9 protein-coding genes are annotated in these 8,239 nt (G+C 43.2%); 1 reads left to right on the top strand and 8 read right to left on the bottom strand.

Annotated elements, in window-relative coordinates; genetic code table 11:
- Window positions 1-352, top strand: a 352-nt coding sequence (locus tag ACFSCZ_RS05515; RefSeq protein ID WP_380771315.1) for a biotin/lipoyl-containing protein, incomplete at its 5' end; no start/stop codon positions are given.
- 73 nt (window positions 353-425) lie between these two features.
- Here the strand turns inward: ACFSCZ_RS05515 and ACFSCZ_RS05510 are convergent.
- From ACFSCZ_RS05510 to ACFSCZ_RS05475, 8 genes are all read right to left on the bottom strand, one after another.
- Window positions 426-1,532 carry an Ldh family oxidoreductase gene (locus ACFSCZ_RS05510; RefSeq protein ID WP_380772793.1) on the bottom strand — a complete coding sequence of 369 codons (1,107 nt, stop codon included), beginning with the start codon at window positions 1,530-1,532 and terminating at the stop codon, window positions 426-428.
- A gap of 74 nt (window positions 1,533-1,606) precedes the next feature.
- Entirely contained in the window at window positions 1,607-2,725 is a 1,119-nt protein-coding gene (locus tag ACFSCZ_RS05505; RefSeq protein ID WP_380772792.1) for an NAD(P)-binding domain-containing protein, read from the bottom strand.
- 22 nt (window positions 2,726-2,747) lie between these two features.
- Window positions 2,748-3,476, bottom strand: coding sequence for a FadR/GntR family transcriptional regulator (locus ACFSCZ_RS05500; protein WP_380772791.1), 729 nt, complete (start codon window positions 3,474-3,476; stop codon window positions 2,748-2,750).
- A 58-nt stretch (window positions 3,477-3,534) separates the two neighbouring features.
- Window positions 3,535-4,812 (bottom strand): TRAP transporter large permease, encoded by a 1,278-nt coding sequence (locus ACFSCZ_RS05495; protein WP_380772790.1) that lies wholly within the window; start codon window positions 4,810-4,812, stop codon window positions 3,535-3,537.
- Entirely contained in the window at window positions 4,809-5,354 is a 546-nt protein-coding gene (locus tag ACFSCZ_RS05490) for a TRAP transporter small permease (RefSeq protein ID WP_380772789.1), read from the bottom strand. Before ACFSCZ_RS05490 ends, ACFSCZ_RS05495 begins: the two co-directional genes overlap by 4 nt.
- Before the next feature lie 180 nt (window positions 5,355-5,534).
- Entirely contained in the window at window positions 5,535-6,566 is a 1,032-nt protein-coding gene (locus tag ACFSCZ_RS05485) for a DctP family TRAP transporter solute-binding subunit (protein WP_380772788.1), read from the bottom strand.
- A 94-nt stretch (window positions 6,567-6,660) separates the two neighbouring features.
- The gene (locus ACFSCZ_RS05480) at window positions 6,661-7,263 is read right to left on the bottom strand and encodes a FumA C-terminus/TtdB family hydratase beta subunit (protein WP_380772787.1); all 603 of its coding nucleotides are present in this window, start codon (window positions 7,261-7,263) and stop codon (window positions 6,661-6,663) included.
- 76 nt (window positions 7,264-7,339) lie between these two features.
- Window positions 7,340-8,239 carry a fumarate hydratase gene (locus tag ACFSCZ_RS05475; RefSeq protein WP_380772786.1) on the bottom strand — a complete coding sequence of 300 codons (900 nt, stop codon included), beginning with the start codon at window positions 8,237-8,239 and terminating at the stop codon, window positions 7,340-7,342.

Below are 8,239 nucleotides of genomic sequence, written 5' to 3'. Positions count from 1 at the left end.
CTCCATCGGGCAGCCCCAGGCAGACGGCACACGGGTCGTCTATTTCGAGCTGAACGGCCAGCCGAGGGAAGTGGTGATCAAGGATGAGAACATCAAATCCACGGTAGTCATGAAGCAAAAGGCCGATCCGAAAAACGAAGCCCACATCGGCGCGACCATGCCGGGAACCGTCCTGAAGGTCCTCGTGGAAAAAGGGGAAAAGGTCCAAAAAGGCGACCACCTCGTCCTGACCGAAGCCATGAAGATGGAAACCACCGTACAGGCGCCATTTTCCGGCATCGTGAAGGATATTCATGTCCGGGCAGGGGATGCCATTCAACCGGGGGATTTATTAGTAGAGTTGGAAAGATAAAAGGGATGACCGTACAGTTGAATGTCTGTACGCTCCCCTTCCTAATGAATACAACTCAAAAAAGTTGATTCCGCTATGGAATCAACTTTTTTTCTGGAAATGGCACATCGTATTTTTGTCCAAGCTCTATTAATTCATTGACTACGGCCAAAGGTACAGGAATCCCTTCTTCCAGTCTCTTCGCCTGTTCTTGACTTCTTCGCTCTCCCGGGTAGCGGATTTCTTCCGTACCAGGAGCTTTCGGTACACTTTTCATGCTCCGCAGTAAATCATTCAAAGACGAGGTAAATTCACTGTAATCCATAAACTTTTCAATATCTATTAAGATAAACAAATGACCGATATTTGCTTGTTCAGTCACTTGATCTTGATAAATGCTAGTAACATTCGGAGCAAAGGCAGCCCCTGTCAATACCCCTGCCAATATTTCTACAGCCAGTGCCAAAGCGGATCCTTTTGCACCGCCTAAAGGTAACACTGCTCCCCGCAATGCAGCAGAAGGATCATTGGTCATTTTTCCGTTCTCATCGATGGCCCATCCATCTGGTATAGCTTCACCTTGTTTTTCGGCTGCCATAATTTTCCCTCTGGCCACCACACTCGTGGAAAGGTCGATCATCACAGGTACATCCGTTCCTGTCGGAAACCCAAATGCAATCGGGTTCGTTCCCAGAAAAGCCTTTCTCCCTCCCCAAGGAGGAATACCCGCAGGCGAGTTGGTCAATACGATGGAAGCCAATCGGTGTTTACAAGCCCTTTGACAATAGTAGGAAGCTGTCCCAAAGTGATTACTGTTCCGAACAGCAATTCCTGCCAGCCCCAGGTTTTTTGCCATTTCAATTCCACGATCCAAGGCAATCGTGCTGACAATGTGTCCCAGGCCATTATCTCCGTCTACTGATAAAACCGTTGGGCTGCTTTCAAAGAATTTTATATGAGGCCTTGGGTTGATTCGATTTTCTTCCATTCTTTTGACATACACTGCCAATCTTAAAATACCGTGACTGTCCACCCCTTCCAAGTCAGCTTGAATCAAAGCATCGGCTGCCAGCCGGGCATGCTGTTGGCTGACTCCGGCTTGTGTCAATACCTTTGTTGAAAAGGTATGTAATTCGTGCGCCTGAAATCTCTTCATTTGCTTATCCCTCATATGTTTAAAGTCTGTCATCCGATCCGGCAAGACCTCTTCTTCTGGTCCATCCTTAAATGTCCAATAGTTGTCATCAGCCAGTCTCTTTGACTATTGCAGAATGCCTACTGAAAAACTTTATTTTTACCTCTTTCCACATAATCAATTAATACTTCGGATGTTCTCCATACACCGGCCATCACCCGAAACGCAGGACCATGATGAAATCCTGCAGCTGGTCCGGCAAAGAAAAGGTTCGTGACTGTACTTTCAAAAAACTCATTCACCTGAGGCTCGCCTGCCTCATTTAACTGGATGTCTTTTAGCAAATCAGTAAGAAAATCTAAATTCCCCGGAGTAAAGCGATAACCTGTAGCAGCAATAATATGATCGGCTATCGTTGTCATCCCGTCGCTGTAGGTTACATCCAGTCTTCCGTCATCTCTTGCTCTTGCTTCCTTTATAGAAGTACTCGGTCTTTGCTTTACTTTGCCTTCAACCAGCGGAACAAGGAAATCTGAAACGGTCGGCAATTCCAGCCAATTTCTTATCTCTTTCTTCTTCTCATCCGGATAAAAGTAAAACTTATCGGCGATCTCCCGCTGGTTTGCATTGATTCCTTCAATGGGGGGCAGACGATAGGGTCTCCGGTAAACCAACTCTGTAACGGCACCTGCTTTATGCAGCAAAGCGGCTGCCTCCCATGCACTTTGGCCTCCTCCTAAAACAATCACATGTTGATTTTGAAACCGGTTAAACTCTGTATGGTCAGAAGTATGAGATACCAAGTCTGCAGGAAGAGATGCTAAATTAGGCGGAATATACTTTGAATTGGTTACCCCGACTGCTACAACCACATGCTTAGCTTGTTCCACAGAATCATTTTCGGTTTTTAATTGAAAGAAATTATCTTTTTGAGTGATATTTTTAACCAGTACCGGATCTATGAGAATATTCGTTTTCTCGGCAAACCAAAGCCCGTAATCAACGAAAATCGACCTGGGAATCGGATAATTCAAGGTTGTATTTTTCTCTTTCTCATAGGCCCGAAGCGTAAATTGATTATGCGGATCGGAAAGTCCTGTGTAGTCAAGCTGTGTACGGATAAACATTTCAGGAGGCATTTTTGTTTTCCAAAAATCCATTGGATATCCAAAGACTTTATAATTTAATCCTGCTTCTTTTGCATGGGCGGCAATGGACAGCCCGTAAGGACCAGCCCCGATAATTGCCAGATCCAGCATGCAGCATCTCCCTCTCTCCCTTTTACAGCGGGTTTGCATTTTCCTGACTGATATTCGCTATAATATCCTCCCGGACACTCTCCAAATGATGGAGCATTTTACTTCCAGCTTCTTCGATATCCTTTCTGATGATAGAATCAACAATTTTTTCATGTTCCTGAATGGATTTAAAAAGTCTTCCGGGAATTTCAATCGTTTCCTTATGGACCTCATGAAATAATTCCATTAAATTACGCATAATCCGATAAAGGACAGAATTCCCGGAAAATTCGGCGAGCATTAAATGAAACTCTTGATCTGCCTTGGCAAGAAGCGGTGCACTTTCTTTAATGCCTGTACTCTGAAAGAGTGTAAAAGAATGTTGTACGTGTTCCTGGAGAGTTTGAATCTGGGTTTCCGTTGCCAATTCCGCGGCCCACTTTACACTCTGCTTTTCTAAAAGCATTCGAATATCGAACAATTCCAGTACCTGGTCATTCTTTAAAAAGAAACTGGCTGCCCACTGGTCAATGGTTTTGTTTTTACTTGATACAAATACTCCCAATCCATGCTTAATCTCCACATAACCCAATGTCGCTAAAATTTTATAAGCTTCCCTCACCGTATTCCTGCTTATATTTAACTTTTCAGACATCTCCCGCTCTGATGGAAGTTTTTCTTCAGGAGCAATCTTTCCCTCCACAATCAGTTCCTTTACATGTTCCGCCACTTTGTCCGCTACGCTTGTCTTTGAAAAATTAGCATTAAACATGGACTATCCCCTTACCATTTTTATTAAGTTTATTCTTTTAGTCTATGAATCACCAGCCTCACCCTTTCATAAAGTCAACTAAGAATAGTGAGATTTTCGGGAAAATCATAACCAGGACCATTCCAATAATCATCAATGCAATAAATGGCAATACCCCTCGTACAACCTCTCCCAATCTGGATTTTCCTATTGAACTGACGACAAATAAGTTCAATCCGACCGGAGGAGTGATCATGGCAATTTCCAGGTTGATGACCATGATAACGGCAAAATGATAAATGTTAATATCCATCGCTGCGAAAATTGGCATGAGTAACGGCAGCGTAATTAAAATAATCGCAACGGCTTCAAGGAAGGTTCCCATGATGAACAATACCAAACTTACAAGGATCAGGAAGCCCCAATAGCCGAGGCTGGAATCTACAAGCATAGATGTAATCTTTTGCGGAATTTGCTCATTGGTTAGATACATGCCAAAGAGCATTGCTCCGGCAATAATGAGGAAAATCATCCCCGTTGTGTTGACTGTATCCATGGCCACGTCTTTAAATTCTTTCCAGGAAAGCTCACGATAAATGAAGACAGATACAATAATGGCATAAACTGCAGCCAATACGGAGGCTTCTGTCGGAGTTACTATTCCTCCGTATATTCCGCCTAAAATGATGATTGGCAGCAAGGCAGCCCAGATTGCCTTTAGCGACGGCTTCCATCTGTCCGCCAATGGAACTTTTTCTTCTCTTCCCTGATTGCCTATTTTCGCTCGAATGACTGCGGTGATCATAAGGATCAGCGTTAACATAATCCCCGGCAAAATTCCGGCTGTAAACAGCTTGCCGATGGAAGTTTCTGAAACTGTACCATATATAATCATCGGTACACTCGGGGGGATCAATATACCAAGGGTACCAGCTGCAGCCACAAGACCCATGGCATATCTTTTATCATATCCTGCATCCACCATAGCAGGGATCATGATGGCTCCAATCGCTGCAGCAGTAGCAGGGCTTGAACCGGATATGGCAGCAAACAAAGCACAAGCGAAAATAGCAACAATGGCCAAACCTCCGGGAAGATGACCTAACCAGGAACGAAGTGCGTTAATTAAATATTTCGCAATCCCTCCTTTTGCCATTACAGCGCCAGCAAAAACAAAGCCCGGAATCGCCATTAATGTTGTACTATCTAAAGCTGTAAACATTCTTTGTGGAATCATATACAGATTGAAGCCTGATAATGCAAGGAATACTGCACAAGACAGAGCTAAACTGATAGCTACAGGAACCCGAAGTACCATTAATGCACCAAAGAGGCCAAACAAACCTACTGTTGTCATGATGTTTTAACCTCCTTTTTCTGGCTTTCTTCTAACACGCGCTTTAACTCAAGTTCAGTTCCACTTTCACCTGCTTCGCCTTTAACCGTTTTGAACATAAAAAGGAGATAACGGATAGTAAGGAATAAACCGGTAACTGGGATGATAGAAAAAACGAGCCACATTGGAAGACCTGAATCAATTGAACGCTGCTGGGAGGTAATTTGAAAGGAAACAAGCTGCCACCCATAAAACAATAGTGCAGTTGAGAAAATGCATCCTACAACTGAACCAAACATATCGAGATAACGTCTTCCCCTTTTTGAAAGCCTGTCATATAAAAATTCAATACGGATATGATAGCCATCCCGTAAGGCTACGGAAAACCCCATGAAGGCTCCCCAAATGATGACATATTTCGATACTTCATCCACCCATGACTGCCCATCGCCAAGAATATACCGCATAAACACTCCGTAAATGATCAGTCCCAGTCCTCCGATAATAAACACCGCCGAAAAAATGCTTTCAAATGATGTAAATAACTTGTAAAGTTTCTTCATGAATTTCAACTCCTTTTCAACACGCAGTTTGTCCTCAAAACCGTTAAAGCCAAGGGCAATTGGAGTTACATTCTATAAATGGAACGGCTGCCAATAAGAAGCAGAGCGTGAATGGTATGTGAGCAGTGCCTGAAAGCGGCCCGTATTATTCACGCTCTTTAATTGCTGGATCACTTCTGATTAACTTTCTCTTGCTGCATCCATATATTCTTTGCCGATGATGTCTTCAAATTCCTTATATAAAGGCTGGAGTTTCTCAATGAACACTTCTTTTTCTTCGTCTGTCAATTCGTTCACTTCCATGTCTTGTGCGAGTTCTTCCCTATATTGATCAGCCAGTTTTTGTGCTTCTTCCCGCTCAAATTCTGTTGCTTCGGCCATGGCTTCCATAATGACATCTTTCGTGGCGTCATTGATACTGTTCCAGAAAGTTGTATTGGTTAAAACTGGGTAGTCCAAACGCCCATGATCTGAAATCGTTAAGTATTTTTGAACCTCTTGATATTTTGAAGAGTAAATATTGGCCAATATATTTTCTGTAGAATCCACTACTCCTGTTTGCAGCGCGGTATATGTTTCGTTATAAGGAATAACAGATGCATCAGCACCAAGGTTTTTGAATTGGCTTTCGAGAACATCCCCGGCTTGAATGCGGAACTTTAGACCTTCCATATCTTCCGGCTTTGTAATCGGATTGCGGTCATTGACAAATTGCTTAAATCCGCCTTCCCACATGGCGAGAGCAACCATTCCTTTATCCTCCAGCGTACCCAGCAGTTCTTGTCCTTTACCGTTATCCCAGAAATCAAAGAATCCTTCTCTTGTTTTAAACAAAAACGGGATATCTAAAATTTGGAACTGAGGGTTGTACACGACCATCTTTGTCATGGATGGATTGATAATTTGTACGTTATTCGCCAAAAGAGCATCCAGTTCCTCGCGGTCCCCATAAAGCTGTCCCGCAGGATATACTTCCACTGTGATCTTCCCATCACTTTTTTCTTCCAAAATTTCTTTGAACTTATCAGCTCCGGCTGTTTTAGGTGCTCCTGCATAACCAACGTGTGAGAACTTAATTGTAATTTCTTCAATTTCCCCATTTCCGCTTCCGCCGGAATCAGAACCGCCCGCAGAATTACTTCCTCCTCCGCATGCAGCCAGCATGAACATAAGTACGGTCACTAGTGATAAAATACGAAACTTTTTCTTCAACTGAAGCCCCCCTGCTCAAATAATTTGTTTTAAAACGCTTTCAATCTAACAGGAATGGAAGACATTCAACCTTTCAGTCTATGTACTTAAAAGGTTATGATATGCCCATTTTTTCGTAGATTTTTTCCATCCTTTCTCTGGCCTCCGATTTGACCTGGTTATACATGCTGTTTCCGTTGCTGTCTATAGATACAATGAGCGGACCGAAGTTCTTCACTCTAAATTTCCAAATGGCTTCCGGCATCAAGTCTTCCCACCATACTTCTTCAATCTCTTCAATTTGTGTTGTTTCCAGTGCTGCAGCCCCACCCACAATTGTCAAATATACACCCGTATGATCTTTCATTGCCTGTGTTCCTTCTTTATATTGACCCCCTTTACCGCAGATCGCCTTCATCCCGTATTTTGATAAAAGCCCGGGGGTAAAGCGATCCATTCTGGTACTGGTGGTAGTACCGACGCAAATCTTTTCATAGGTTCCATCATCGTTCTTTTTTACATTTGGAGCGGTATGAAGGCCAATCGCCCCTTTCAATTGTGGAATCAAATCTTCCGGAGGCTCAATTCCCTGATCAAAAATGCGGATTAAGTTGGCATCCCTAATCCCGAAAATATGCCCATCAACTGTAACGGTATCACCAACAGACAGCTTTCGGATGTCTTCATCCGTTAATGGGGTTTGCAAATGATAGTGCACATGACAACCTCCCTTTTTAAAGAACACTTAAATTTTTAAAAATATTCCCATAAATATAAATATTTGTCAACTCATTTTAGTAAGAGATTTTTAGACTTTCTTGTTTCACTGTTGCACGCATCCTTCTCGCAGGCCAGCACATCATATTTACAGCCACCGGGTTCATGGTCATATGTGTATGGGCAGTCTCGATATGGACAGCCAAAGCAGTGGAGTTCCCTCCCAAACCATTGGCACCGATCCCCATTTCGTTAATGGCATCCAGCATTTCCTGTTCTAACTTGGCAATCTCCGGATCAGGATTAGGCTCTCCTACCGGACGTGAAGTCGCTTTTTTAGCCAATACAGCACATAAATCCGCCGATCCTCCGATTCCAACTCCGACAACTGTAGGCGGGCAAGGGTTTGCTCCTGATTCAAATACACATTCCAGAATAAACTTCTTCACGCCATTCAAGCCTTCCGCAGGGATCAAGGTTTTCAGATAACTCATATTTTCGGAGCCCGATCCTTTGGGAATCATTAAGATTTCTATTTCATCGCCCTTTGTAAATTCCCAATGAATGACGGGAATCCTGTAACCTGTGCTTGTTCCGTTATTTTTCCTTGTAATCGGATGAACGATACTGCTGCGGAGCGGATGCTCAAGCGTTGCACGTTCCGTCCCTTTTCTGATGGCCTCTTCCAGTCTCATTCCGTCAAATCTTACTTCATTACCGACTTTCACCCAATAGATGGGGATTCCAGTATCCTGGCAAATCAAATTCTTTTGTTCATCTGCTGTTGTAATGTTTTTTAGAATGGTTCCTAAAATAGACTTGGCCACTTCATGGGTTTCCTTGTCATATGCTTTTTGCATCGCTTTCCTGACATCCGGCGGCAAGTCTTTCAACGATTCAATATAGAGAGTCTTGCATGCTTCCTCTATTTCATCGTACATTGAATCGGATAATGTCCACGTTTCCAGTAAGTTCAT

The sequence above is a fragment of the Siminovitchia sediminis genome, from assembly GCF_042680885.1.
Lineage (GTDB): Bacteria > Bacillota > Bacilli > Bacillales > Bacillaceae_C > Siminovitchia > Siminovitchia sediminis.
Note: the sequence above shows the minus strand (reverse complement) of the source record. Positions and strands in the feature narration are given on the sequence as shown.